This window comes from Pseudomonas sp. NPDC089530, from assembly GCF_050280705.1.
Classification (GTDB): domain Bacteria; phylum Pseudomonadota; class Gammaproteobacteria; order Pseudomonadales; family Pseudomonadaceae; genus Aquipseudomonas.
In genome coordinates this window covers 1-23,134 of sequence record NZ_JBNNVU010000088.1, presented here as the reverse complement: position 1 = coordinate 23,134, position 23,134 = coordinate 1, and the positions used below count along the sequence as shown (strand labels likewise).

21 protein-coding genes are annotated in these 23,134 nt (G+C 65.1%); 14 read left to right on the top strand and 7 right to left on the bottom strand.

Annotation, left to right across the window (positions count from 1 at the left end):
- A partial coding sequence (locus ACQKQA_RS24625) for a histone-like nucleoid-structuring protein, MvaT/MvaU family (protein WP_427563446.1) occupies positions 1-197 on the top strand: 197 nt, incomplete at its 5' end.
- Positions 198-303: 106 nt separating this feature from the next.
- Here ACQKQA_RS24625 and sbcB read toward each other — a convergent pair.
- On the bottom strand, positions 304-1,734 hold the full coding sequence (gene sbcB, locus ACQKQA_RS24620) for an exodeoxyribonuclease I (RefSeq protein WP_427563444.1): 1,431 nt from the start codon (positions 1,732-1,734) through the stop codon (positions 304-306).
- A gap of 184 nt (positions 1,735-1,918) precedes the next feature.
- Here sbcB and ACQKQA_RS24615 point away from each other — a divergent pair, with 184 nt between their 5' ends.
- From ACQKQA_RS24615 to ACQKQA_RS24590, 6 genes are read left to right on the top strand one after another with little or no spacing between them, the layout of a single operon-like run.
- On the top strand, positions 1,919-2,641 hold the full coding sequence (locus ACQKQA_RS24615; RefSeq protein WP_427563442.1) for an RDD family protein: 723 nt from the start codon (positions 1,919-1,921) through the stop codon (positions 2,639-2,641).
- Positions 2,638-3,615, top strand: coding sequence for a stage II sporulation protein M (locus ACQKQA_RS24610; protein ID WP_427563440.1), 978 nt, complete (start codon positions 2,638-2,640; stop codon positions 3,613-3,615). Before ACQKQA_RS24615 ends, ACQKQA_RS24610 begins: the two co-directional genes overlap by 4 nt.
- The gene (locus tag ACQKQA_RS24605) at positions 3,602-5,140 is read left to right on the top strand and encodes a DUF4129 domain-containing protein (protein ID WP_427563438.1); all 1,539 of its coding nucleotides are present in this window, start codon (positions 3,602-3,604) and stop codon (positions 5,138-5,140) included. The genes ACQKQA_RS24610 and ACQKQA_RS24605 overlap by 14 nt, the downstream gene beginning before the upstream one ends.
- Positions 5,137-6,300 (top strand): DUF4350 domain-containing protein, encoded by a 1,164-nt coding sequence (locus tag ACQKQA_RS24600; RefSeq protein ID WP_427563436.1) that lies wholly within the window; start codon positions 5,137-5,139, stop codon positions 6,298-6,300. The genes ACQKQA_RS24605 and ACQKQA_RS24600 overlap by 4 nt, the downstream gene beginning before the upstream one ends.
- Positions 6,297-7,322, top strand: a complete 1,026-nt coding sequence (locus tag ACQKQA_RS24595) for an AAA family ATPase (RefSeq protein ID WP_427563434.1) — start codon at positions 6,297-6,299, stop codon at positions 7,320-7,322. The genes ACQKQA_RS24600 and ACQKQA_RS24595 overlap by 4 nt, the downstream gene beginning before the upstream one ends.
- Positions 7,323-7,350: 28 nt before the next feature.
- Positions 7,351-8,682 carry a DUF58 domain-containing protein gene (locus tag ACQKQA_RS24590; protein ID WP_427563432.1) on the top strand — a complete coding sequence of 444 codons (1,332 nt, stop codon included), beginning with the start codon at positions 7,351-7,353 and terminating at the stop codon, positions 8,680-8,682.
- A 3-nt stretch (positions 8,683-8,685) separates the two neighbouring features.
- Here the strand turns inward: ACQKQA_RS24590 and ACQKQA_RS24585 are convergent, their stop codons facing one another.
- Both ACQKQA_RS24585 and ACQKQA_RS24580 read right to left on the bottom strand, forming a co-directional pair.
- Positions 8,686-9,048: a PilZ domain-containing protein gene (locus ACQKQA_RS24585; RefSeq protein WP_427563430.1), complete on the bottom strand. Its 363-nt coding sequence runs from the start codon at positions 9,046-9,048 to the stop codon at positions 8,686-8,688.
- A gap of 149 nt (positions 9,049-9,197) precedes the next feature.
- Positions 9,198-9,572 (bottom strand): tetratricopeptide repeat protein, encoded by a 375-nt coding sequence (locus ACQKQA_RS24580; protein ID WP_427563428.1) that lies wholly within the window; start codon positions 9,570-9,572, stop codon positions 9,198-9,200.
- 157 nt (positions 9,573-9,729) lie between these two features.
- On the opposite strand from ACQKQA_RS24580, the gene pyk reads away from it, so the two are divergent.
- On the top strand, positions 9,730-11,181 hold the full coding sequence (gene pyk / locus ACQKQA_RS24575) for a pyruvate kinase (RefSeq protein ID WP_427563426.1): 1,452 nt from the start codon (positions 9,730-9,732) through the stop codon (positions 11,179-11,181).
- Between the two features lie 208 nt (positions 11,182-11,389).
- Here the strand turns inward: pyk and ACQKQA_RS24570 are convergent, their stop codons facing one another.
- The 3 genes from ACQKQA_RS24570 to ACQKQA_RS24560 are packed head-to-tail and all read right to left on the bottom strand — an operon-like array spanning position 11,390 to position 14,205.
- On the bottom strand, positions 11,390-12,139 hold the full coding sequence (locus ACQKQA_RS24570) for an enoyl-CoA hydratase-related protein (protein ID WP_427563424.1): 750 nt from the start codon (positions 12,137-12,139) through the stop codon (positions 11,390-11,392).
- A gap of 28 nt (positions 12,140-12,167) precedes the next feature.
- Entirely contained in the window at positions 12,168-13,106 is a 939-nt protein-coding gene (locus tag ACQKQA_RS24565; RefSeq protein ID WP_427563422.1) for an iron-sulfur-binding ferredoxin reductase, read from the bottom strand.
- The gene (locus tag ACQKQA_RS24560; protein ID WP_427563420.1) at positions 13,099-14,205 is read right to left on the bottom strand and encodes a diguanylate cyclase domain-containing protein; all 1,107 of its coding nucleotides are present in this window, start codon (positions 14,203-14,205) and stop codon (positions 13,099-13,101) included. The genes ACQKQA_RS24565 and ACQKQA_RS24560 overlap by 8 nt, the downstream gene beginning before the upstream one ends.
- Positions 14,206-14,551: 346 nt before the next feature.
- On the opposite strand from ACQKQA_RS24560, the gene ACQKQA_RS24555 reads away from it, so the two are divergent.
- The 4 genes from ACQKQA_RS24555 (at position 14,552) to ACQKQA_RS24540 (ending at position 20,837) form a co-directional block, all read left to right on the top strand.
- Positions 14,552-16,075 (top strand): fumarate hydratase, encoded by a 1,524-nt coding sequence (locus ACQKQA_RS24555; RefSeq protein WP_427563418.1) that lies wholly within the window; start codon positions 14,552-14,554, stop codon positions 16,073-16,075.
- Positions 16,076-16,218: 143 nt separating this feature from the next.
- On the top strand, positions 16,219-17,985 hold the full coding sequence (locus tag ACQKQA_RS24550; RefSeq protein WP_427563416.1) for an ATP-binding protein: 1,767 nt from the start codon (positions 16,219-16,221) through the stop codon (positions 17,983-17,985).
- Positions 17,979-19,313: a sigma-54-dependent transcriptional regulator gene (locus ACQKQA_RS24545; protein ID WP_427563414.1), complete on the top strand. Its 1,335-nt coding sequence runs from the start codon at positions 17,979-17,981 to the stop codon at positions 19,311-19,313. Before ACQKQA_RS24550 ends, ACQKQA_RS24545 begins: the two co-directional genes overlap by 7 nt.
- 201 nt (positions 19,314-19,514) lie before the next feature.
- Entirely contained in the window at positions 19,515-20,837 is a 1,323-nt protein-coding gene (locus ACQKQA_RS24540; protein ID WP_427563412.1) for an MFS transporter, read from the top strand.
- Positions 20,838-21,002: 165 nt separating this feature from the next.
- Here ACQKQA_RS24540 and ACQKQA_RS24535 read toward each other — a convergent pair whose 3' ends face one another.
- Positions 21,003-21,758 carry a hypothetical protein gene (locus ACQKQA_RS24535; RefSeq protein WP_427563410.1) on the bottom strand — a complete coding sequence of 252 codons (756 nt, stop codon included), beginning with the start codon at positions 21,756-21,758 and terminating at the stop codon, positions 21,003-21,005.
- 376 nt (positions 21,759-22,134) lie between these two features.
- Between ACQKQA_RS24535 and ACQKQA_RS24530 the strand changes: the two genes are divergently transcribed.
- Together ACQKQA_RS24530 and ACQKQA_RS24525 are read left to right on the top strand one after the other, a co-directional pair.
- A complete protein-coding gene (locus ACQKQA_RS24530) occupies positions 22,135-22,470 on the top strand; it encodes a hypothetical protein (RefSeq protein ID WP_427563408.1) in 336 nt (111 codons plus the stop codon).
- A 144-nt stretch (positions 22,471-22,614) separates the two neighbouring features.
- The coding region (locus tag ACQKQA_RS24525; RefSeq protein ID WP_427563406.1) for a flavin reductase family protein at positions 22,615-23,134 on the top strand (520 nt) is incomplete at its 3' end.

Below are 23,134 nucleotides of genomic sequence, written 5' to 3'. Positions count from 1 at the left end.
CGGACTCGAAAGTTAAGGCGCCACGTGTTGCCGCCAAAACTACCGGCACCAAGCGCGCGCGCAAGGTCAAACAATACAAGAACCCACACAACGGTGAAGTCATCGAAACCAAAGGTGGCAACCACAAGACGCTGAAAGAGTGGAAAGCCAAGTGGGGCGGCGACGTGGTCGAAGGCTGGGCAACCCTGCTGGGCTAAGCCCCGCGCCCCGTCACAGAGGGATTTGCGACCTTATTAAAAAACGCCAGCTTGCTGGCGTTTTTTTATTTCCGGTAACACCTTGGAAATGTACTAAGGCGAACAATCAAAGCCCCAGGCGTAGCGCCAGCGACCGGCTGTAAGCTTGCCATTCATCCAGCACCTGACGCTGAACCGATGTAGCGCTCGCCACTAGTTCGGCAGTCGCCCGATTGAAACTTTCCAGGGTATTGGGCGCTCCCCACTGCGGGTCGCACAGGCGCTGGCGACAGAATGTTCTCCAGTCTTCCTGCTCTTGCCCATTCAAGGTGTCGGGGAAGTTACGGGCACGATAACGAAACAATAATTCCGGCAAGCGTTCATCATCGAACGGCCATTGCTCCTGGCCTAATTGAAGCGGATCGGCATTGCGCACTTGTTCGCACAAACGCCGGTCGCGGTCGCCGATAAAACCGTCGTACAACTGCTGCTCGGGATCGAGACTGGGGGCAAAATCCTCGCTGGCATAAATAGCCGCAAGTTTATCCCGCCAAACTTCCTGTGCGTCACTTAGCCGCAGCGCCCGGGCCTTATATTCCGCCATGTCCAGTTGCAAACGCTGCTGGTCTTCGGTGCGCAATACATTCAGCGGCGCGACGACCGGGCAACGATTGATATGGATGAGCTTCAACGGCACCGGCAACTCGCCTTCGGCCAGGTCTTCGCGTCGGGTGTACAAGCGCTGGCGCAAGGTCTCGGCATCCAGTTCCAGCAGTCCCTGTGGGTCCAGGTGCAGGTCGCAGACAATCAGCGCATTGCGATTGCGCGGATGCCAGGCCAGCGGCAGGACCACCCCGACATAACTGCGTGCCGCAGAGAAGCGTCCGGAAATGTGCACCAGCGGCTGCAGCAGGCGGATCTGGTCCATGACCTTCTGTTTGCTGCGCAACTGGAACAGCCATTCATACAGCTTCGGTTGCCGATCGCGAATCAGCCGGGCCAGAGCGATGGTGGCGCGAACATCGGAAAGCGCTTCGTGGGCATGCCCGTGGTCGATGCCATTGGCCGCCGTCAGCCGCTCCAGCTTCAGGCTCACCCGCCCTTCTTCATCCCGCGGCCAGACCATCCCTTCCGGGCGCAAGGCATAGGCGGTACGCACCACATCGATCAGGTCCCAGCGGCTGTTGCCGCCTTGCCACTCCCGGGCGTAAGGGTCGAAGAAATTCCGGTACAGGCTGTAGCGGGTCATCTCGTCGTCGAAACGCAGGGTGTTGTAGCCCGCGCCACAGGTGCCCGGCGCCGCCAGCTGGGCGTGCACCCGGGTCATGAAATCGGCTTCGCTGAGCCCCCGCTCGGCCAGTTGGCCCGGGGTGATGCCGGTGATCATGCAGGCCGCCGGATGGGGCAGGATGTCGTCGCCGGGCTGGCAATACAGATTGACCGGCTCGCCGATCTCGTTGAGTTCGAAGTCGGTGCGAATCCCTGCCACCTGCAGCGGCCGATCGCAGCGCGGGTTGATGCCGGTGGTTTCGTAGTCGTACCAGAAGATGGAAGTCACGGGCTGTTCCTGAACAAAAGACCGGCAAAGTCTAGGCGCTAGGCACCGGCCGCGACCAGCCTTCTCGCGAACCAGGAGTCACGACACATGTCACGCGGCACAGTCAGGGATGTCGTTCGCCCCTCCGACACTGCTAGCATCAGGCGAGTCACCCTTCTCAACCAGGCCAGCGATCAAGTTGCCCATGCTCGAGACGACAGCACTGCCAGGGAAAGCACTGCCCCCGCCACTGGATACCCGCTATCAGGTCGAAACGCCCGAAGGCATCGACCTGCCGCTGCGGCCGGCGGGGCTGATGTCGCGCGCCCTGGCCTTCGCCATCGACCTGGGATTTCGCGGCCTGATCCTCGGCGTACTGTTCATTGTCCTGGGCTTTCTCGGACAGCTCGGCATGGGCCTGGGCTCGATCCTGCTGTTTCTGGTGAGCTGGTGGTACATGGTGCTGTTCGAGGTCCTGAACCAGGGCTGCTCGCCCGGCAAACGCCTGATGGGGCTCAGGGTCGTCCAGGACGATGGCACGCCCATCGGCTGGGGGCCGTCCCTGACCCGCAACCTGCTGCGTTTTGTCGACATGCTGCCGTTCGGTTATTGCCTCGGCGCCATCAGTTGCCTGCACCACCCAACCTTCAAGCGCCTCGGCGACCTGGCCGCCGGCACGCTGGTGATCTACCGCGAGCAACCGGTAACGCGCCCGAGCCTGCCGGCAGTGCCCCCCAGAACCGTCGCCTTCGCCCTGAGCCTGGCGGAACAGCGCGCCATCCTCAGCTTCGCCGAACGCCAGGAACAACTGTCCGCGCAGCGGGTCGAGGAACTGGCCAGCCTGCTCGCCGAGCCCCTCAAGGTCAGCCCCGCCCAGGCCAGCACCGAACTCAATGGCATCGCCCGCGGGCTGTTGGGGCCGACATGAAACAGAGCCTGTTCGAAAACCGTCATCGAGTCCTGTGGCAGCGTCTGCGCAAACAACTCGAACAACTGGAACGTGGCCAGGCCACAGCCGAAACCTGCGCCCGCTTCCCCGAGGACTACCGCCGCCTGTGCCAGCACCTGGCCCTGGCCCAGGAGCGCGGCTACAGCAGTTTCCTGGTCGACCCTCTGCAACAACTGGCCCTGCGTGGCCACCAGCAGCTGTATCGCCAACGCAGCCCGCTGGGCGCCCGGATCCTGGGGTTCATCCTCGCTGGTTTCCCGCGGTTGGTGCGCGAGCAATGGCGCTTCGTCCTGGCCGCCGGCCTGGTGTTCTTCGGCAGCCTGCTGGGTATCGGCCTGCTGGTGTACCTGGTCCCCGAACTGATCTACAGCGTGATCAGCCCGCAACGGGTGGCCGAGATGCAAAGCCTCTACGACCCGCAAGCCAGCAGACTGGGCCGGCTTGCCAACCGCGCCGCCGGCGAAGACTGGATGATGTTCGGCTACTACATCATGAACAACATCGGCATCGCGTTTCAGACCTTTGCCAGCGGCCTGCTGTTCGGCCTGGGGAGCCTGTTCTTCCTGTTTTTCAACGGCCTGACGATCGGCGCGGTGGCCGGCCACCTGACCCAGATCGGCTATGGCACCACCTTCTGGTCGTTTGTCATCGGCCACAGCGCCTTCGAGCTCAACTCCATCGTCCTGGCCGGCGCGGCGGGGCTGAAAATGGGCTGGGCGCTGATCGCCCCCGGGCGCCTGCCCCGTGGCGAAGCCTTGATGCTGGCGGCGCGCACCAGCGTGCAATTGATCGGCGGGGTGATCCTGTTCCTGCTGATCGCCGCGTTTGTCGAAGCCTACTGGTCGTCCCTGACCTGGCCCGCGGCCTGGCTCAAATACCTGGTCGGCGGCGCCTGCTGGCTGCTGGTCCTGGCCTACCTGACATGCGCGGGGCGCCGTCATGCGCCTGAGTGAAGCCAGCGTGGTCATCCGCCCGCGCAGCACCTGGGAAGCCATGGACCTGGGTATCCTGCTGAGCCAGCGGCACCGGCGCCTGCTGATGACCAGCTGGGCGCTGATCACCCTGCCGGTATTCGCCCTGCTCAGCCTGCTGTTCTGGGAATCGCCGAGCGTTGCCCTGTTGCTGTTCTGGTGGCTCAAGCCGGCGTTCGAACGGCTGCCGCTGTACATCCTCGCCAAGGCCCTGTTCGGCGAAACCCCGACCTTGCGCCAGGCCCTGGGCCAATGGCCGCGACTGCTCAAGCCGCAACTGCTGGCCAGCCTGACCTGGCGGCGCCTGAGCCTGAGCCGCAGCTTTCTGCTGCCGGTGACCCAGCTCGAGGGCCTGAACGGCGAGGCGCGCCAGCAACGCGTGCGGGTGCTGCAACAACGCAACGCCAGCGCCGCCCACTGGCTGACCCTGATCGGCGTGCACCTGGAAGGCATCCTGTGGATCGGCCTGCTGGCGCTGTTCTACCTGCTGCTACCGCAGCAGATCGAGCTGGACTGGGACTGGCAGACCCTGATCGCCGCCACCGAGCAGGACTGGCGCTGGCTCGAACACCTGACCAATGCCTTCTATGCCCTGGTCCTGATTATCTGGGAACCGGTGTATGTCGCCTGCGGCTTCAGCCTTTACCTCAATCGCCGCACCCTGCTGGAGGCCTGGGATATCGAGCTGGTGCTGCGTCGCCTGCGCCAACGCTTGAGCGGCGTGGCGCTGCTGCTGATCCTCGGCGGCCTGAGCCTGCTGCCCCTGGCGCCCGAGGCCTGGGCCGACAAACCGGCCGGCGGCCCCGACAGCCCACGCCTGCTGGAACAGCCGCTGACCAGCCAGGCGGCGAAAACCGGCATCGAGCAGATCCTTGCCCAGCCGCCCTTCAAGAACCCGCAGACCGTGACCCGCTACCGGTTCGCCGAGGACAACCCGCAGAGCCCCGCAGAATCCAGCCCGCCGGCTTGGCTCAAGGCACTCACCGAGCTGCTGGACGGCAGCGTCTTCGGCGCCATGGCCAAGGCCCTGCAGATTCTGCTCTGGGCCCTGCTGCTGGGCGCCCTGGCCTTGCTGGTGTGGCGTCATCGCCACTGGCTGCGGGCCTTTGCCGGGCTCCGACCACTGTCGGGCAAGGGCCCCGCACGCTCGGCGCCAGAACGGCTGTTCGGCCTCGACCTCAGCCCCGACGCCTTGCCCGAGGATGTCGCCGCTGCGGCCGAGGCGCTCTGGCCGCAGCAGCCACGCGAAGCCCTGGGGCTGTTGTACCGCGCCCTGTTGAGCCGGCTCCTGCATGACTTCCGATTGCCACTGACGCCGGCGGATACCGAAGGCCAGGTCCTCGAGCAAGTCAAGGGTTTGCAGCAGCCGCAGCTACAGGCATTCAGCAGCAGCCTGACCCTGCACTGGCAGAACCTGGCCTACGGTCATCGCCTGCCCCCGGCGCAGTTGCAGCAGGAATTGTGCGCAGGCTGGCGGGCCCTGTTCGGCCCGGGAGCCGCCCGGTGAACCGGCGCCTGTTGCCGTTGCTCGCGCTGCTGGTGACCGGCCTGCTCGGCGGCGTGCTGCTGTACCTCTACCTCAACGCCACGCCCTATGAGGAAACCATCGACCACGGCCCCTCCCCCCAGGCCCGCGCCAACCCTTACCTGGCGGCGGAAATGTTCCTCCGCCAGCGTGGCTTGCAGGTGCATCACGCCAACGGCCTGGAAGTGCTGGCGACCCTCAAGCCGGAACAACACAGCCTGTTACTGCTGGGCGAGCGCTCGGACATGACGCCGCAGCAGGTCGAGCAACTGCTGGACTGGGCCCGGGCCGGCGGGCGCCTGCTGTTCGTCGCCGAAGCGCTGTGGAATGAAGAGGCCGGGCGCAGCGGCGACCTGCTGCTCGATCGCCTGCACCTGCGCCAGTTGCGCAGCAAGGACCTGAAAGCCCCCGCGCCCGGGGCCGCCAAGGAGCCCTACCCGCAACTGACCAAGCTCTACCTGGAAGACGAAGACGCCCCGGCCTATGTCGGTTTCGACACGGACTTTCACCTGGAAGACCCGGACAACCTCGCCCAGTCCTGGGCCAACAGTGCCCAGGCCACCCATATGATGCAGCTGAGCTACGGCCAGGGCTCCATCACCGTGCTCACCGATGCCGACCTCTGGAAGACCCCGCTCATCGGCAAGTACGACAACGCCTGGCTGCTCTGGTACCTGAGCGCCGACAGCGACGTCACCCTGCTGTTCGACATCGATCACGACAGCCTCTGGAGCCTGTTGCTGGAATATTTCCCCCAGGCGCTGGTGGCCCTGGCGGCGCTGCTCGGCCTGTGGCTCTGGCATGTCGGGATGCGCCACGGCCCCATGCAGGCACCCACGCCCAAGGCCCGGCGCCAGCTGCGCGAGCACCTGCAAGCCAGCGCCCACTTCCTGTTGCGCCACACCGGCCAGCAAGGGCTGCTGCACAGCTTGCGGCAGGACATCCTGCGCCGCGCCCAGCATCGCCACCCCGGCTTCGAACGCCTCAGCGCCGCCGAACAAGGGCAGGTCCTCGCCCGCCTCACCCAACAACCGGACAGCATCATCAACCAGGCCTTGGCTGCGCAGTCGACACAGCGCCTTTCCAGCGCCGACTTCAGCCGCCTGGTCACCCACCTGCAAACTCTCAGGAATGCCCTATGAGCGACCTTCCCGCCGAACCGCTTCCCACCGCAGAGCCCGGTCATGCCCACGCCCATGCCGTGCAGCAACGCCAGCGCGCCAGCCAGCTGGCCCAGGCGCTGCGCCACGAATTGCAGAAGGCCGTGATCGGTCAGGAGGCGGTGATCGACGACGTGCTCACCGCCCTGATCGCCGGCGGCCACGTGCTGCTCGAAGGCGTGCCCGGACTGGGCAAGACCTTGCTGGTGCGCGCCCTGGCCCGCTGCTTCGGCGGCGAGTTCGCACGCATCCAGTTCACCCCCGACCTGATGCCCAGCGACGTCACCGGGCATGCGGTCTACGACCTGCAGACCGAGCAGTTCAAGCTGCGCAAGGGCCCGCTGTTCACCCACCTGCTGCTGGCCGACGAGATCAACCGCGCGCCGGCCAAGACCCAGGCCGCGCTGCTCGAAGCCATGCAGGAACGCCAGGTCACCCTCGAGGGCCGGGCCCTGCCGATCGCCCAGCCATTCATGGTCCTGGCCACGCAGAACCCGATCGAACAGGAAGGCACCTACCCGCTGCCGGAAGCCGAACTGGACCGTTTCATGCTCAAGCTGCGCATGGATTACCCGGACAGCGACGAGGAAGTGAACATGGTCCGCCAGGTCACCCGCTCGCCCCGGGCCGACATGCTCGACGTACAGCCGCTGCGCACCCTGCTGCAGGCCAAGGACGTACTGGCCCTGCAGCGGATCGCCAGCGACCTGCCGCTGGACGAACAGGTGCTCGACTACGCCGTCCGCCTGGCCCGGGCTACCCGCAGTTGGCCGGGGCTGACCCTCGGCGCCGGGCCGCGGGCGTCCATCGCCCTGGTCCGCGGGGCGCGGGCCCGGGCCTTGCTGCGCGGCGGCGAGTTCGTCATTCCGGATGACATCAAGGGCTGCGCCCTGGCCGTGCTGCGCCATCGCGTGCGGATCGCCCCGGAACTGGATATCGAAGGATTGTCGGTGGAGCACGTGCTCAAGCAACTGCTCGATCAAGTACCGGCACCGCGACTATGAGCTTCGTGACTGGGAGCCCGCTGAAGCGATGAAACCCTCACGCCTGTTTCTCGGCTGGCTCGGCGTACTGCTGGCGCTGGACGTGCTGCTCGGCGCCGCACGCGCCTTGGGCATGGCGGTCGCGGCCAGCCTGCAAGCCGTTGCCTGGGGCCTGCTCCTGGCCCTGGCGCTGCTGGCCGTGCTCGACGCCTTCCGGCTCAGGCGCCTGCCTTCGCCGCGGCTGCAGCGTCTGCTGCCCGGCAGCCTGCCTCTGGGTCGCTGGAGCGAAGTGCGGATCGAGGTGCGTCATGACTTTGCCCAGCCCTTGACCCTGGAACTGTTCGATCACGTGCCGGACGGCCTGGACTTCGAACACCTGCCGCAGCCGCTGGACCTGGAACCCGGCCAACTGCGGCAAACGGGCTATCGGGTACGTCCGCTCAAGCGCGGCCATTTCAACTTCGCCTGCTGCGAGGTCAGCCTGCCCAGTCCGCTGGGCCTGTGGTCGGCCCGCCGGTTGCTGCAACTGCGCGACAGCACCCGCGTCTACCCGGATTTCGCCCGCCTCTATGGCGCCCGGCTGCTGGGGGTCGACAGCTGGCTGAACCAGCTCGGCGTGCGGCAACAGCCCCGTCGCGGCCTGGGCCTGGAGTTCAATCAATTGCGTGAATTTCGCGAAGGCGACAGCCTGCGGCAGATCGACTGGAAAGCCACCGCCCGGCAACGCACGCCGATTGCCCGCGAGTACCAGGACGAGCGCGACCAGCAGATCGTCTTCCTGCTCGACTGCGGCCGGCGCATGCGCAGCCAGGACGGAGAACTGGCGCACTTCGACCACGCGCTCAATGCCTGCCTGCTGCTCAGCTATGTCGCCTTGCGCCAGGGCGACGCGGTGGGGCTGTGCACCTTTGCCGGCGAGCGCCAGCGCTACCTGACGCCGGTCAAGGGCGCGGAGCAGTTGAGCGCCTTGCTCAACAGCGTCTACGACCTGGACAGCAGCCAGCGCAGCGCCGACTTCCAGGCCGCCGCCAGCCAGTTGCTGGCCCGGCAGAAACGCCGGGCGCTGGTGGTGCTGGTCACCAACCTGCGGGATGAGGACGACGAGGAGCTGCTGACCGCGGTCAAGCGCCTGGGCCGCCAACACCGGGTCCTGGTGGCCAGCCTGCGCGAGGAAGTCCTCGACCAACTGCGCCAGGCGCCCGTGCACAACCTGTCCGACGCCCTGGCCTACTGCGGCACCGTCAATTACCTGAATGCCCGCGCCGACCTGCATGAGCGCCTGAACGCCCAGGGCATCGCCCTGCTCGATGTGCGACCGGGTGAACTGGGGGCGGAACTGGTGACCCGTTACCTCAACTGGAAAAAGGCCGGGACGCTGTAAGGCTCAGGCGGAGGTCTGCACCGGGCGAAAACTGAAGTAGCTGCGCAGGGCCGTCACCAGCTCGCGGTATTCGGGAGGAGGAGAACGCAGCAGCACGAAGCCGGCGTCGTAATGATGGGGCGTGGCATCTTCATGACACCAGCGGCAGGAGGCAGTGATGTCGACGGTCTGCAGGTGGCCGTCGGGACCGGGGGCCGTCAGGCGCAGCTCGAAATTGGCACCGACCAGCATCGGCAACTGGCTGATCAGCATCAGCCCGTCTTCGGAGAGATTGCCCAGGTAGCCGATCGGTTGATCGGTGAGCCGATTGAGCACCTTCAAAAAAACCGGCAACTGGTGCCGTTCGATCCGCCGGTCAGTGAACATGTCGTGCATCGCTATAAGAAGATCGTTCTGCATCGTCGCGCCGAGGCTGTGCACCCCGAGCGGCCCATTTTAGAAACGATACTCTAAAACGGGGGGCCAGATACAAGCCCTAGGCTCGCTCGGGCCCCGCGATGACATGACGAATATCGTTACAACGCGGCCGGACGGGCCTGGGCGGTGCCGCGCGCAGGGTAGTGACCCAGTTGCTGCAGGGTTTCCAGGCGGGCGCGGGCGCGGTAGGCGTATTCGCTGTTGGGGTGTTCGGTAATGATGAACTGGTAGGTCTGCGCCGCATCGAGGAACAGCTTCTGCCGTTCCAGGCACTGGCCGCGCAGCATCGAAACCTCGGGCTGGATGTAACGACGCGAGCGGCTCGTGCGATCGACCTGGCTCAGTTCGAGCATCACCCGTTCGCAGTTGCCGGCGTCGTAGGCGCGGTAGGCGGTGTTCAGATGATGGTCCATCGACCAGCGGGTACAGCCGACAACACTGACGGCCAGGGCAGCAATGAGCACGAATCGCATGGGGGTTCTCCTGTCTTGGGCAGGTTATCGACCCGCGTTGGAAAATCTTCAGGAATGTTCGTTTAAAGAAACAAACGAATAAGTAGTGCAAACGAACAATGACTACAGCTGCGGACCATAGTAGCCTCTCGTTGCGCTTGAACTCAGGAGTCTTTGCATGTCCGTCCGTCGTACCAAAATCGTCGCTACCCTAGGCCCGGCCAGTAACTCGCCGGAAGTTCTCGAACAGCTGATTCTGGCTGGCCTGGACGTCGCCCGCCTGAACTTCTCCCACGGCACCCCCGACGAGCACAAGGCTCGCGCCAAGCTGGTACGTGACCTGGCCGCCAAGCATGGCCGCTTCGTCGCACTGCTGGGTGACCTGCAAGGCCCGAAGATCCGTATCGCCAAATTCGCCAACAAGCGCATCGAGCTGAAGATCGGTGACAAGTTCACCTTCTCCACCAGCCACCCGCTGACCGAAGGTACCCAGGACATCGTCGGCATCGACTACCCGGACCTGGTCAAGGACTGCGGCGTGGGCGACGAGCTGCTGCTCGACGACGGCCGCGTGGTGATGCGCGTCGAGACCGCCACCAGTACCGAACTCAATTGCGTGGTGACCATCGGCGGCCCGCTGTCGGACCACAAGGGCATCAACCGTCGCGGTGGTGGCCTGACCGCACCGGCCCTGACCGAGAAGGACAAGGCCGACATCAAGCTGGCCGCCGAGATGGACCTGGACTACCTGGCCGTGTCCTTCCCCCGTGACGCCGCCGACATGCAATACGCCCGTCAACTGCGCGACGAGGCCGGCGGTACCGCCTGGCTGGTGGCCAAGATCGAGCGCGCCGAAGCCGTGGCCGACGACGAAACCCTGGACGACCTGATCCAGGCTTCCGACGCGGTGATGGTGGCCCGTGGCGACCTGGGCGTGGAAATCGGCGACGCCGAGCTGGTGGGCATCCAGAAGAAAATCATCCTGCACGCCCGCCGCCACAACAAGGCGGTGATCGTGGCGACCCAGATGATGGAGTCGATGATCCAGAACCCGATGCCGACCCGCGCCGAAGTGTCCGACGTGGCCAACGCCGTGCTCGACTACACCGACGCCGTGATGCTTTCGGCCGAATCCGCCGCTGGCGCCTATCCGCTCGAAGCGGTGCAAGCCATGGCGCGTATCTGCATCGGTGCGGAAAAGCACCCGACCAGCAAGACGTCCAGCCATCGCATCGGCAAGACCTTCGAACGCTGCGACGAAAGCATCGCCCTGGCCACCATGTACACCGCGAACCACTTCCCGGGCGTGAAGGCGATCATCGCCCTGACCGAAAGTGGCTACACCCCGCTGATCATGTCGCGTATCCGTTCCTCGGTGCCGATCTACGCGTTCACCCCGCACCGCGAAGCCCAGGCTCGCACGGCGATGTTCCGTGGCGTGTACACCATCCCGTTCGACCCGGCGTCCCTGCCGCCCAGCGAAGTCAGCCAGAAGGCTATCGACGAGCTGGTCAAGCGCGGCGTAGTGGAAAAAGGCGACTGGGTGATCCTGACCAAGGGCGACAGCTACCACACCACCGGCGGCACCAACGGCATGAAGATCCTGCACGTTGGCGACCCGATGGTCTGAGTCCCCTGACCCAGCACTGAAAAAGCCCCGCAGCGAACACTGCGGGGCTTTTTCATGGGAGCACATTTATGGAACTCACGAACCTGTAGCCGCTGCCAAGCACCGCGAGGCTGCGATAGGGCCGCAGGCCCTCAGCGATCTCAAGCCCCCGCGCGCCCTTCGGGGTCGATCGCAGCCTGCGGCAGCGACTACAGGAGCGGTCCTGATTTCAGGACTTGGCGAAAAAGCCCGACAGGGCGGCGAGGGCTTCCGGAGAATGCAGGCGCTGGGTGAACAGCGCGCCCTCCTCCTCGATCACCTTGCGCAGTTGCTCCCGATCCGGCGCCCGCATCAGCTGCTTGCTGCTTTGCACCGCCTGCGGCGCCAGCTTCTCGAAACGCAGCGCCATCTCCCGGGCCTTGGCCAGGGTGGCCGCGCCATCGGCCAGCGCCAGGTTGGCGATGCCCCATTGCTCCGCCTGCTCGCCGCTGAATCCTTCGCCCAGCAGTAACAGCTCGGCCGCCCTGGCCGGCCCGACCAAACGCGGCAGGATCAGGCTGGAACCGAATTCGGGACACAGGCCGAGATTGACGAACGGCATGCGCAAGCGGGCATCGCGGCTGACGTACACCAGATCGCAATGCAACAGCAGCGTGGTGCCGATCCCCACGGCCGGCCCGGCCACCGCGGCGACCACCGGCTTGCGGCATTCCAGCAGGCTGAGCATGAACTGGAACGGAGGGCTGTCGAGCCCGGTGGGCGGCTGCTGGAGAAAGTCGGCGATATCGTTGCCGGCGGTGAAGCAGTCGCTGCTGCCGCAGAGCAGGACCGCGCGGATCTCGGGATCGCTGTCGGCCTGGCGCAGGCCTTCGCTCAGCTGGCGGTACATGGCGCGGGTCAGGGCGTTTTTCTTGTCCGGACGGTTCAGGCGCAGGGTCAGCAGCCCGCCTTCGCGCTCAATCAGGATGGTGTCGGTCATGGGGGTCTCGCTCAGGACGGATCAGCGCTCAACCACGGGGCAGGAAGACATCGGCCAGCAGTTGATTGCGCGGCAGCCCCGCCAGGTACAGGCGTCGGGCGAAAGCCTCGACGTTGTCGGGGTGCCCGCAGAGTAAGGCCTGGGTTTGCCGCGAAACAAGCCGCAGTTGCGCCAAAGCCGCTGGCAGCTCGGTCGTGGTCCACAGCTCGACGCTGAGGTTGGCGCGCCCTGACGCCAGCGCCGCCAAAGGCTTGGCCAGGTAATGCTCGCTGGCGTCATGGGCCAGGTGAATGACCCGGATGGCGCCCTGATGCTCCTGGCGCAAGGCCTCGCGCAGGATGCCGAACAACGGCGCCAGCCCGGTGCCCGCCGCCAGCAGCCACAGCGGCCGGGCCTGCCAATCCGGGTCGTAGTGCAACGCCCCGCCGCGCAGCTCGCCCAGGCGCAACGGATCGCCGGGCTTGAGCTGGCGCGCTGCGTCACTGAACTCGCCGGGCCGGCGACAATCGAGGTGGAACTCCAGGAATCGATCTTCGCCGGGCAGGCTCGCCAGCGAGTACGGACGCGCCACGCCGGAGGCCGTCCACAACACCAGATGCTGGCCGGCCTGATAACGCAGGTTGCGCTCCGGCCGCAACCGCAGGCGCAGCACCGTGGCCGACAGCCAGTCCACGCCCACCACCTCGGCCGGCGCGCCATCGCGCCGCGGGTCGTAGGTTTCCACCCGCAGGTCTTCCACCACCTGGCACTGACAGGCCAGCCGCCAGCCGCGCTGGCGCTGCTCGTCGGCGAGGGCATCGGGCCGGCTGTCGCTGGGTAGCCCCTCGACGCAGTGCACCAGACAGGCGTGACAGCTGCCGGCGCGGCAACTGTAGGGCACCGCCACGCCGGCCTGATTCAGCGCATCGAGCAGATTGCTGCCGGCGGCCACCGACCACTGCCGCTCCCCGACCCGCAGCTCAGGCATCGATGTTTTCCCAGGCCGCGGCGCAGCGGTTGCGGCCGTCGCGCTTGGCCCGGTACAGGGCCTGGTCGGCGCGCTGCAGGGCGTCGTCCAGGTCGTCGCCCAGTTCCACCAGGGTCATCCCCACCGACAGGCTCAGGCCGGGCACCTCGACCCCGATCAACTGGGCGTCCATGAAGGCCATCCGCAGCCGCTCGCAGCAGGTGGTCAGGCGTTCGGGATCGCAGTCGGGCAACAACATGACAAATTCCTCACCGCCGTAGCGGGCCAATACATCGCCCTCGCGCAAGCAGGCGCTGGCCACGGCGGCGAAAGCCTGCAGCACCTGATCCCCCGCGGCATGGCCGTGCACGTCGTTGATCCGCTTGAAGTGATCGAGGTCGATCAGCGCCAGGCCATGCATCTGCCCCAGGCTCATCACCTGCAACTCGCGGGAAGCCAGGCGCAGGAAATGCCGACGATTGTACAGGCCGGTCAACTCGTCGGTGGCGACCAGGTCTTCCAACTGTCGCATCATGCCGCGCAAGGTGTCCTGGTGCGCCTGCAAGGCGAAGCGCCGTTGCCGCATGCGCTGCCGGGAAGCCTGCACATAGCTGGCATACAGACACAGCCAGGCCAGCACCGCGAACAGCACGCACACCTGCAGCGCGGCAAGCATCGGGTCGGCCAGTTGGAAGTGGAAACCGTCCCACAGCGTGAGCCCGGAAAAACCGATGAAGATGAACAGGGCGCAGCGCACGAAGGCCCGGCGCGGCAGATGGAACAGGCCGAACAGCAGCGTCAGCAGGTAAAACACCAGGAAGGTCCCGCGCGCCGTATCGAGGTGCCCCAGCAGCCAGGTCTGCCAGCCGATGCCCAGGAGTATCTGGATCTCGGTCAGGCTCGGGTCGCGAAAGCGCAGGTTGCGCCCGGACAGGAACAGCCAGAGCAGCGCCGCCTGGCTCAGTACCACCAGCGCGGTCTCCACCAGCGCCGAACTCACCGACGCCGAATAGTAGCCACTGAAAATGGCCACCCAGAGCAGCAGCAACGCCAGCCCATAGGTACCGGCCGCAAGGACGAAGCGCTTGAGTAACAGACTCTGGATAGCGTTATGGGTCAATCGTTGACTCACCATGCGAAAGGGGGCTTTAAAGAGTTTCCTACCCTACAGGCCACTTGCCACTTTAGTGGGGTCGCCAAAAAATAACTATCTCATTTTAGCCCGGCCAGCCCCAGGCATCGCCCGACATAGTGCCTCGCGGCATCCCCGACAAGGGCCTTGGTGGCATGCGACTTTGGTTTGACTGTCGGCGGGTGTGCCTGGCACCGAGGCGCGGTATACTGCCGCGCCTTTTTAGCGTCGCGCCAGTGTGTCCGGCGTGCCTTGAAGGTGTTTGCAACCGACCGATGCACCCAAGCTGCAAGCACCTTATTAAATGTTCCCGTCTTTTAGAGGAGCGCGACTCATGACCGTGATCAAGCAAGACGACCTGATTCAGAGCGTTGCCGACGCCCTGCAATTCATTTCCTATTACCACCCCGTGGACTTCATCCAGGCGATGCACGAAGCCTACCTGCGCGAAGAATCGCCAGCGGCCCGTGACTCCATGGCGCAGATCCTGATCAACTCGCGCATGTGCGCCACCGGCCACCGCCCGATCTGCCAGGACACCGGTATCGTCACCGTATTCGTCCGCGTGGGCATGGACGTGCGCTGGGACGGCGCCACCATGAGCCTGGACGACATGATCAACGAAGGCGTGCGTCGCGCTTACAACCTGCCGGAAAACGTCCTGCGGGCCTCGATCCTCGCCGACCCGGCGGGTGCGCGCAAGAACACCAAGGACAACACCCCGGCGGTCATCCACTACTCCATCGTCCCGGGCAACACCGTGGAAGTGGACGTGGCGGCCAAGGGCGGCGGCTCCGAGAACAAGTCGAAGATGGCCATGCTCAACCCATCCGACTCGATCGTCGACTGGGTCCTGAAGACCGTTCCGACCATGGGCGCCGGCTGGTGCCCACCGGGTATGCTGGGCATCGGCATCGGCGGCACCGCCGAGAAAGCCGCGGTGATGGCCAAGGAAGTGTTGATGGAATCCATCGACATCCACGAGCTGAAGGCACGCGGTCCGCAGAACAAGATCGAAGAGATGCGCCTGGAGCTGTTCGAAAAGGTCAACCAGCTGGGCATCGGCGCCCAGGGCCTGGGCGGCCTGACCACCGTGCTCGACGTGAAGATCATGGACTACCCGACCCACGCCGCGTCCCTGCCGGTGTGCATGATCCCGAACTGCGCCGCCACCCGTCACGCGCACTTCGTGCTCGACGGCTCGGGCCCTGCGGCCCTGGAAGCGCCACCGCTGGACGCCTACCCGGAAATCGTCTGGGAAGCCGGCCCGTCGGCCCGTCGCGTCAACCTCGACACCCTGACCCCGGAAGAAGTGCAGAGCTGGAAGCCGGGCGAAACCGTGCTGCTCAACGGCAAGATGCTCACCGGCCGCGACGCCGCGCACAAGCGCATGGTCGAGATGCTGAACAAGGGCGAAACCCTGCCGGTTGACCTCAAGGGTCGCTTCATCTACTACGTCGGCCCGGTCGACCCGGTGGGTGACGAAGTGGTGGGCCCGGCCGGTCCGACCACCGCCACGCGCATGGACAAGTTCACCCGGCAGATCCTCGAGCAGACTGGCCTGTTGGGCATGATCGGCAAGTCCGAGCGCGGCCCGACCGCGATCGACGCGATCAAGGACAGCAAGGCCGTGTACCTGATGGCCGTTGGCGGCGCTGCCTACCTGGTGGCCCAGGCGATCAAGAAGTCCAAGGTCCTGGCCTTTGCCGAACTGGGTATGGAAGCGATCTACGAGTTCGAAGTCAAAGACATGCCGGTCACTGTCGCGGTCGACAGCAAAGGTGAGTCGGTGCACATCACCGGTCCTGCCATCTGGCAGCAAAAGATCAGTGAAAGCCTGGCGGTAGAAGTGCAGTAAGCGCTTCGACGGTCACCCAAGGCGGCGTTGCTCGATGAGCGCGCCGCCTTTTTCATGCCCGCTCGGGCAAGCACTGTCCACGATCAACGAAGCACCGGGCTGGCATGTTATCGTGCCTGCCCCTTCAGCCTGCCTCCTGACTCATGGTCCAGATATCACGCCCGCTGCGCTTGGCCTTCTATACCCTGGTGATCGTCGCCGGCACCCTGGTCAGCGCGACCCTCGCCATGCGCCATGCCGAACGCCAGGCGCTGCAGGACGATGCCGCCCGCGCCAACGAACAACTGGCGCTGTATGCCAACTCCCTGCATACCCTGATCGAGCGTTACCGCGCCCTGCCCGCCGTGCTGGCCCTGGACCCGGAACTGCGCTCGGCGCTCAAGGGCCCGGTCGGCCCGGAGCAACAGGACGCGCTCAACCGCAAGCTGGAACAGATCAACGGCGCCGCCCACTCCTCGACCCTGGAACTGCTGGACCACACCGGTCTGGCCGTGGCCGCCAGCAACTGGCGCCTGCCCAGCAGCTACGTCGGTCACAACTACGGTTTTCGCCCCTACTTCAGCCAGACCCGCAGCCAGGGCAGCGGGCGCTTCTATGCCGTGGGCGTCACCAGCGGCATTCCCGGCTATTTCCTGGCCAGCGCGGTCAAGGGCGAGCAGGAACAGTTCCTCGGCGCCATGGTGGTGAAACTGGAGTTTCCCGAACTGGAGCGCGAGTGGAGCCAGGGCAGCGACACCCTGCTGGTCAGCGATGCCCGGGGTATCGTGTTCATCGCCAACCAGCCCGGCTGGCGTTATCGCCAGTTGCGCCCGCTGTCGGACAGCGACCGCACCGAACTCAAGACCACCCGGCAATACGACAAGCAATTGCTGACCCCGCTCGAACACCGGCCGCTGCAGCGCTTTGACGACAGCAGCGCCCTGACCCGGGTCGAAGGGCCGGACGGCAGCGTCGACTACCTGTGGGAATCCCTGCCCCTGGCCAGTGAGGGCTGGACCCTGCACCTGCTGCGCCGCCCGCAGATCGCCTTCGAGGACCAGCGCAATGCCGGCCTGGCCGCGGCCGGCGCCTGGCTGACCCTGGTGTTCCTGCTGCTGTTCCTCAACCAGCGCTGGCGCCTGGCCCGGCTGCGCCAGCGCAGCCGCGAAGAGCTCGAACGCCTGGTGGAGGAACGCACCCGCGACCTGCGCACCGCCCAGGACGGCCTGGTGCAGTCGGCCAAGCTGGCGGCCCTGGGGCAGATGTCCGCGGCCCTGGCCCACGAAATCAACCAGCCGCTGACCACCCAACGCATGCAACTGGCGACCCTGCGCCTGCTGCTCGATCACGGGCGCATCGAAGAGGCCTACCTGGCCCTGAAACCCCTGGACGATATGCTGACCCGCATGTCCAGCCTCACCGGCCATCTGAAGACCTTCGCCCGCAAGAGCCCCAGCGGCCTGCGCGAACGCCTGGACCTGGCGGCGGTGGTGGATCAGGCGCTGCAACTGCTGGACACCCGGCTGCGCGACGAACAGGTCGACACCCGGCTGCAACTGACCCGCCCGGCCTGGGTTCGCGGCGACGCCATTCGCCTGGAACAGGTGCTGATCAACCTGCTGCGCAACGCCCTGGACGCCATGCACGACAAACCCGTCCGGCAGCTAGAGATCCGCCTCGAAGCCAACCAGCAGCTGTGGAGCCTGAGCGTCATCGACAGCGGCGGCGGCATCGCCGAAGAACACCTGCCGAACGTCTTCGATCCGTTCTTCACCACCAAGCCAGTGGGCGATGGCCTGGGCCTCGGCCTGGCGGTGTCCTACGCTATCGTCCACGAACTGGGCGGACGCCTGAGCGCCGGCAATCAAGGCCAGGGGGCGATCTTCAGCCTGAGCCTGCCCATCGACCTGGAGGCGCATATCTCATGTTGAATTCGGTGCTGCTGGTGGACGACGAAGCCAGCATCCGTACCGCGGTCGAACAGTGGCTGAGCCTGTCGGGCTTCCAGGTGCAGCTGTTCAGCCGCGCCGAGGATTGCCTGGCCCGCCTGCCCCGGGACTTTCCCGGGGTGCTGCTCAGCGATGTGCGCATGCCCGGCATGAGCGGCCTGGAACTGCTCAAGCAGGTCCAGCTGCGCGACGCCGACCTGCCGGTGATCCTGCTCACCGGCCACGGCGACGTGCCGATGGCGGTCGAGGCCATGCGCGACGGCGCCTACGACTTCCTGGAAAAACCCTTCAGCCCGCAAACCCTGCTGAGCAGCCTGCGCCGGGCCCTGGACAAGCGCGGCCTGGTCCTGGAGAACCGGCGCCTGCACGAACAGGCCGATGCCCGGGAGAAAATCGATTCCACCCTGCTGGGGGTGTCCCGCGCCCTGCAGACCCTGCGGCGCCAGGTGGTGGACCTGGCCACGCTGCCGGTCAACGTGCTGATTCGCGGCGAGACCGGCAGCGGCAAGGAACTGGTCGCCCGCTGCCTGCACGACTTCGGGCCGCGCGCCGACAAACCCTTTGTCGCCCTGAACTGCGCGGCGATCCCCGAGCAACTGTTCGAAGCCGAGCTGTTCGGCCATGAAAGCGGCGCCTTCACCGGCGCCCAGGGCAAACGCATCGGCAAGCTGGAATACGCCGACGGCGGCACCCTGTTCCTCGACGAAATCGAAAGCATGCCGCTGGCCCAGCAGGTGAAATTGCTGCGGGTGCTGCAGGAACAGAAACTTGAGCGCCTGGGCTCCAACCAGAGCATCAAGGTCGACCTGCGGATCGTGGCCGCGACCAAGCCAGACCTGCTGGACGAAGCCCGGGCCGGGCGTTTCCGCGAAGACCTGGCTTACCGCCTGAACGTCGCGCAACTGCGCCTGCCGCCGCTGCGGGACCGGCGCGAAGACATTCCGCAGCTCTACGAACACTTCGCCCAGGCCGCCGCCGAGCGCCTGGGCCGCAGCGTCGCGCCCTTGAGCGGCCCGCAGTTGAGCCGCCTGCTCAGCCACGACTGGCCGGGCAACGTGCGCGAGCTGGCCAACGTCGCCGAACGCCAGGTGCTCGGCCTGGGCGAGCCCGAACCGGAAGCCATCGAGCCGGGCCAGTCCCTGGCCGCGCAGCAGGAAGCCTTCGAGGCGCAGTGCCTGCGCGCCGCGCTGACCCGACACAAGGGCGACATCAAGGCGGTGCTCAACGAGCTGCAACTGCCGCGCCGCACCTTCAACGAAAAGATGCAGCGCCATGGGCTGGCGCGGGAGATGTTTCTCGGGGAGGAGTGAGGCTCAAGGGCGATGGCGCACCTTCTGACGCCATCGGCAACTTTCCGCTCACCACCCTTCGCCAATAAGCGGATTTCCGCTTATCGAATTCTTCAAACCCTTCTAAACCGGGCCTTTCGGCTCCTGGCACAGCTCCTGCTATAGCCCTGGCAGGCTGCGTTTCGGCGCGCTCCACAAAAACAATTAAATGAAGGATCCGTCATGGATAACTCACAAACCCTGCCTCTTGGGTCGGCAGCTGCGCCTGCCAAAGAAAAGACCACCGCCAGTCGCCTGAAATCGATCTTCAGCGGCTCGGTCGGCAACATGGTCGAGTGGTACGACTGGTACGTCTACGCCGCCTTCTCCCTGTACTTCGCCAAAGTCTTCTTCCCCAAGGGCGATACCACCGCCCAGCTTCTGAACACCGCTGCGATCTTCGCCGTGGGCTTCCTGATGCGTCCGATCGGCGGTTGGCTGATGGGGCTCTACGCCGACCGCAAGGGCCGCAAGGCCGCCTTGATGGCCTCGGTGCTGCTGATGTGCTTCGGCTCGCTGATCATCGCCCTGACCCCCGGCTATGAAACCATCGGCGTCGGCGCACCGATCCTGCTGGTCCTGGCGCGCCTGATGCAGGGCCTGTCGGTGGGCGGCGAATACGGCACCTCGGCCACTTATCTCAGCGAGATGGCGACCAAGGAACGTCGTGGTTTCTTCTCCAGCTTCCAGTACGTAACCCTGATCTCCGGCCAGCTCATCGCCCTGGCGGTACTGATCGTGCTGCAGAACGTATTGACCACCGAACAGCTGCAATCCTGGGGCTGGCGGATTCCGTTCGGCATCGGCGCGCTGTGCGCGGTCGTGGCCCTGTATCTGCGTCGCGGCATGGAAGAGACCGAGTCCTTCACCAAGAAGAAGGAAAAGCCGAAAGAGAGCCTGATGCGCACCCTGCTGCGCCATCCGAAGGAACTGATGACCGTGGTCGGCCTGACCATGGGCGGCACCCTGGCCTTCTACACCTACACCACCTACATGCAGAAGTACCTGGTGAACACCGTCGGCATGAGCATCTCCGACTCCACCACCATTTCGGCGGCGACCCTGTTCCTGTTCATGTGCCTGCAACCGGTGGTCGGCGCGCTGTCGGACAAGATCGGCCGGCGTCCGATCCTGATCGCCTTCGGCATCCTCGGCACACTCTTCACCGTGCCGATCCTCAGCACCCTGCATAGCGTCCAGACCTGGTGGGGCGCGTTCTTCCTGATCATGGCGGCGCTGATCATCGTCAGCGGCTATACCTCGATCAACGCTGTGGTCAAGGCCGAGCTGTTCCCGACCGAGATCCGCGCCCTGGGCGTGGGCCTGCCGTACGCGCTGACCGTGTCGATCTTCGGCGGCACCGCCGAATACATCGCCCTGTGGTTCAAGAGCATCGGCATGGAAACCGGCTACTACTGGTATGTCACCGCCTGCATCGCCGTGTCGCTGCTGGTCTACATCACCATGAAAGACACCCGCAAACACTCGCGGATCGAGACCGACTGACAGCCCGAAACAAAGCGCCAGGGTGCAAGGCCCTGGCGCTGGGGTATGTCAGGTAAACCGTCTCGCGGGCAAGTCGGATCGCCGCCCGCTCGCTCCTACAGACGTTGCAAGGTTCCTGTAGGAGCTAGGCTTGCCCGCGATGGCCGCGACGCGGTGCTCAGCTCATCAGCCCAGTTCCGCCGCCACCTGCCGCTCGCCACGGCTCTTGTAGTACGAAGCCCCGACGATCATCACCAGCAGAATCCCCGCCAATACCGCCGACGAGCCGATGGTGCCGAAGTCCAGGCCGCCCTTCTCGTGGGGCTTGGTCAGGAAGTCGCCCAGGGTCGCACCGAACGGCCGGGTCAGCACGAACGCCACCCAGAACAGCAGCACCGAAGAGATCTTCGTGAAGTACTTGAGCAAGACCACCACGGCGATGGTCGAGCCGATCAACAGCGCCCCGCCGGCAAAGCCCAACCCCGAATCGTCCGCCAGGTAATCGCCGAGGGCCGTCCCCAGGGTGTTGGAAAACAGGATCGCCATCCAATAGAACATCTCGCCGCGCAGGGTCTGGATCTTGTTGACGTTGAGCGGGTCGCCGCTCAGGCGCCAGACCGCGAAGATCGCCAGCAGGATCGCGATCAGGATCATCGAGCCGGTGGCGTAGCCCAGTTCCAGGGTACGGTCCATGAAGTCCGACATGGTGGTGCCGGCGGTGCTGGTGGAGAGGATCACGATCCAGTACAGCACCGGGTTGTAGGTCTTGGAAAACAGCTGGGTGACCAGGGTCAGCAGGAACACGCTGATCAGGATCATCGAGCTGATGGCGTACCCCACGTTCAGGGTCATCGACAGCAGATCGCCGGCGGTTTCCCCCAGGGTCGTCGCGCAGATTTTCATGACCCAGAACGCCAGGGTGATCTGAGGGAGTTTGTTCATTCGTTGCAGTGCTCCAGAGCTCGCTTGAAGGGGGTCCGTCTTGGACTTCTGATAATCGGAGCGAAGGCTGAGGGGTAGGCGGTGAAAAATCGGTAAGCGACAAATGAAAAAACCGTTGATCGCGTTTTTTTAGCGACTCGGAGCGATTAATCATCGGTTAATGCCCTGCCCGCATTCTGCCCCCATCGAAATCGATGTCGACGCGCCGTGAATGGCGGAGGCCGGGAAAAGACCCTGTGCCGGTATTTCTGGCGTCAAACACATCGAATAAATCGATTTATTTAAGCGTTTATTTGCGCTTTTTAATCAAATTAACTGGCGTAGTATTCATTTCACGCCCACAGCACACCACTTGAACGAACCTGGAGTGACCACCATGAAAAGCAAACTGATCCTCGCCCTGACCCTGTCCGTACTGGCTGCCAATACCTTTGCCGCCGATGGCTACGACCGCACCGGCTCGGCCACCTTCACGTCCGGCAGCACCGCCAGCCTGGCCTCCGACGGTTTCGATCGCACCGGCACCGCCGCCGCAGTCGCTGCCGATGGCTTCGATCACACCGGTACCGCAGGCGCAGTCGCTGCCGATGGCTTCGACCACACCGGCACCGCGGGCGCAGTCGCTGCCGACGGCTTCGATCACACCGGCACCGCTGACGCCATCGCCGCCGACGGTTTCGACCGCACCGGGACTGCCGCCGCCATCGGCTAAACCTTCACAGCCCCCACAGCCCGGCCTCGGCCGGGCTCAGTTGTTCCTGGCCCGGGAAAAACCCCTCGCCGCAACGCTGGCATTCGTTTTCGATGGCTTGCACTATGACGGCCTTCCCTCTTTATATCCGCGCAAGTGCCTGTCATGCCTGAAGACATTCATTACTACGAACCCGCCCAGGGCCACGGTCTGCCCCACGATCCGTTCAACGCCATCGTCGGCCCGCGCCCGATCGGCTGGATTTCCTCCCAGGACCTGCAAGGCCGGCTGAACCTGGCGCCCTACAGTTTTTTCAACGCCTTCAACTACATTCCGCCGATCATCGGGTTCTCCAGCGTCGGCCGCAAAGACAGCCTGAACAACATCGAGCAGACCGGCGAATTCGCCTGGAACCTCGCCACCCGCCCGCTGGCCGAGCAGATGAACCAGAGCTGCGCGAGCGTGCCGGCCGAGGTCGACGAGTTCGAGCTGGCCGGTCTGACGCCCGTGGCCTCGAAGGTGATCGGTGTGCCGCGGGTCGCCGAAAGCCCGGTGTCCTTCGAGTGCAAGGTCACGCAGATCATTCAACTGCAACGGGCGGATCGGGAGCTGGTGCCCAGCTGGTTGATTCTCGGCGAAGTGGTCGCCGTGCATATCGCCAAATGGCTGCTCAAGGATGGGGTAT

Excerpts from the sequence above, each read along its gene's own strand:
- ACQKQA_RS24595 (WP_427563434.1), top strand. The coding sequence starts at position 6,297 with ATGAGCGACCTTCCCGCCGAACCGCTTCCCACCGCAGAGCCCGGTCAT.
- ACQKQA_RS24535 (WP_427563410.1), bottom strand. The coding sequence starts at position 21,758 with ATGAACAAACTCCCTCAGATCACCCTGGCGTTCTGGGTCATGAAAATC.
- ACQKQA_RS24530 (WP_427563408.1), top strand. The coding sequence starts at position 22,135 with ATGAAAAGCAAACTGATCCTCGCCCTGACCCTGTCCGTACTGGCTGCC.
- ACQKQA_RS24550 (WP_427563416.1), top strand. The coding sequence starts at position 16,219 with ATGGTCCAGATATCACGCCCGCTGCGCTTGGCCTTCTATACCCTGGTG.
- ACQKQA_RS24580 (WP_427563428.1), bottom strand. The coding sequence starts at position 9,572 with ATGCGATTCGTGCTCATTGCTGCCCTGGCCGTCAGTGTTGTCGGCTGT.
- ACQKQA_RS24555 (WP_427563418.1), top strand. The coding sequence starts at position 14,552 with ATGACCGTGATCAAGCAAGACGACCTGATTCAGAGCGTTGCCGACGCC.
- ACQKQA_RS24610 (WP_427563440.1), top strand. The coding sequence starts at position 2,638 with ATGAAACAGAGCCTGTTCGAAAACCGTCATCGAGTCCTGTGGCAGCGT.
- ACQKQA_RS24545 (WP_427563414.1), top strand. The coding sequence starts at position 17,979 with ATGTTGAATTCGGTGCTGCTGGTGGACGACGAAGCCAGCATCCGTACC.
- ACQKQA_RS24585 (WP_427563430.1), bottom strand. The coding sequence starts at position 9,048 with ATGTTCACTGACCGGCGGATCGAACGGCACCAGTTGCCGGTTTTTTTG.
- ACQKQA_RS24615 (WP_427563442.1), top strand. The coding sequence starts at position 1,919 with ATGCTCGAGACGACAGCACTGCCAGGGAAAGCACTGCCCCCGCCACTG.
- ACQKQA_RS24540 (WP_427563412.1), top strand. The coding sequence starts at position 19,515 with ATGGATAACTCACAAACCCTGCCTCTTGGGTCGGCAGCTGCGCCTGCC.
- ACQKQA_RS24605 (WP_427563438.1), top strand. The coding sequence starts at position 3,602 with ATGCGCCTGAGTGAAGCCAGCGTGGTCATCCGCCCGCGCAGCACCTGG.
- ACQKQA_RS24590 (WP_427563432.1), top strand. The coding sequence starts at position 7,351 with ATGAAACCCTCACGCCTGTTTCTCGGCTGGCTCGGCGTACTGCTGGCG.
- pyk (WP_427563426.1), top strand. The coding sequence starts at position 9,730 with ATGTCCGTCCGTCGTACCAAAATCGTCGCTACCCTAGGCCCGGCCAGT.
- ACQKQA_RS24570 (WP_427563424.1), bottom strand. The coding sequence starts at position 12,139 with ATGACCGACACCATCCTGATTGAGCGCGAAGGCGGGCTGCTGACCCTG.
- ACQKQA_RS24565 (WP_427563422.1), bottom strand. The coding sequence starts at position 13,106 with ATGCCTGAGCTGCGGGTCGGGGAGCGGCAGTGGTCGGTGGCCGCCGGC.